1 protein-coding gene is annotated in these 1605 nt (G+C 55.9%); it reads right to left on the reverse strand.

Annotated features, from left to right (window positions below):
- Positions 1–175: 175 nt before the first annotated feature.
- Positions 176–1525 carry a Na+/H+ antiporter NhaC family protein gene (locus tag HMPREF9453_RS10885; protein ID WP_008860624.1) on the reverse strand — a complete coding sequence of 450 codons (1350 nt, stop codon included), beginning with the start codon at positions 1523–1525 and terminating at the stop codon, positions 176–178.
- Positions 1526–1605 lie beyond the last annotated feature (80 nt).

The raw sequence follows: 1605 nt of genomic DNA on the forward strand, positions 1-1605 counted from the left end.
CCGTAACGCTGACTTTATGTTCATCGCCCGTAAGGGCGATACCACAACCCTCGGCCCGAAGGGCCGTCAAACTTACGAACCCTCCGGCCCATAGGGCCGGTCAATCCTAAGAACCTTCACGCCCGAAGGGCAATCCGCCACCCTCTGAACCCGGTGCCGCTTTGTGGCCCTGTGGTCACTGCTCCCATTTCCAGGGATTCTTCCGGATGGCGTAGTCCGCAAAGGGAATGTAAATGGACAGGATGCCGAAGGCAGCCAGGAAGAAGCAGTACCACATGTGGGGCACGATATCCATGGCGTTCATGGATATCCCGCTCTGGGAAGCCAGGGCGGCAGCGGTAAGGAGCTGGGCGCCGTAGGGGATGATGCCCTGGAAGACGCAGGAAAAGATATCCAGAAGAGAGGCTGATTTCCTGGGGTCCACATGGAAGCGGGCGGAAATTTTTCTGGCCACGTCGCCGGAAACAATGATGGCTACCGTGTTATTGGCAGTGGCTGCGTCCACCAGGGACACCAGCAGGGCAATGCCCAGCTGGGCGGTGCGGGAAGAGTGGATATTTTTCTGGAGCTTTTCAATGAGCCAGGCAATGCCGCCGTAGTAGGAAATCATTTCCGAAATGCCGCCGCAGAAAAGAGCCAGGAAGAAGGCTTCATTCATGCTGGTAAAACCGGTCCAGATCTGGCGGGCAAGGGAAATGACGGACAGGCTGCCGTCGGACAGGCCGATGATGCCGGCCAGGAAGATACCGCTCACCAGCACCAGGAATACGTTCACTCCCAGAAGGGCAAGAAGAAGCACTGCCACATAGGGAAGGACCTTCCAAAAGGTAAAATCCCCGTGGGCTGCAGTTTCCGCAGCAGGAACCGGAGCAAAGAGGAAGACCGCAATGGTCAGAAGGGCCGCCGGCAGGGCAATCAGGAAATTCATTTTGAATTTATCCTTCAAATCACAGCCCTGGGTGCGGGTGGCAGCAATGGTGGTATCGGAAATCATGGACAGATTGTCGCCAAACATGGCACCGCTCACGCAGGCCCCCAAAAGAAGGGGCGCCGGAAGGCCGCTCTTTTCCGCCATGCCTGCCGCAATAGGGATAATGGCTGCCACCGTGCCCATGGAGGTACCTGTGGCGGTGCCCATAAAAGCGGAAATAAGGAAAATGCCTACCGTCAGATACTGGGGTGGAATGAGACTCATACCCAGATTCACGGTGGCATCCCTTCCGCCCATGGCAGCTGCCACGGCGGAAAAAGCACCGGCCAGAATGTAGATCATGAGCATGGTCATGATATTGTCATTGCCGGCGCCTCTGGAGAAAATGCCGAATTTATACATCACCGGATCCCGGCTGAGACAGAAGGCGGAAAGGACGGCAATAAACATGGCCGTTACCGAAGGAAACTGGTAGAAAGCCATGGAAACGCCAGCGGCCTGGAAATACAGACCGGCGCCCAGATAGATGGCGATAAAGATGATAAAAGGAAGAAGGGCAAAGGGATTGCTCTGCCCGGGAGATTTGTATTTCATAAGTAACCTCGAAGATAGTGGGATATTGGGATAGTGTGCTGGTGGTCATCCGCTATCGGCTGTCGGCTGTCCGCTGGGCC

It is taken from the genome of Dialister succinatiphilus YIT 11850 (assembly GCF_000242435.1).
In the GTDB taxonomy this organism is placed as follows: domain Bacteria; phylum Bacillota; class Negativicutes; order Veillonellales; family Dialisteraceae; genus Dialister; species Dialister succinatiphilus.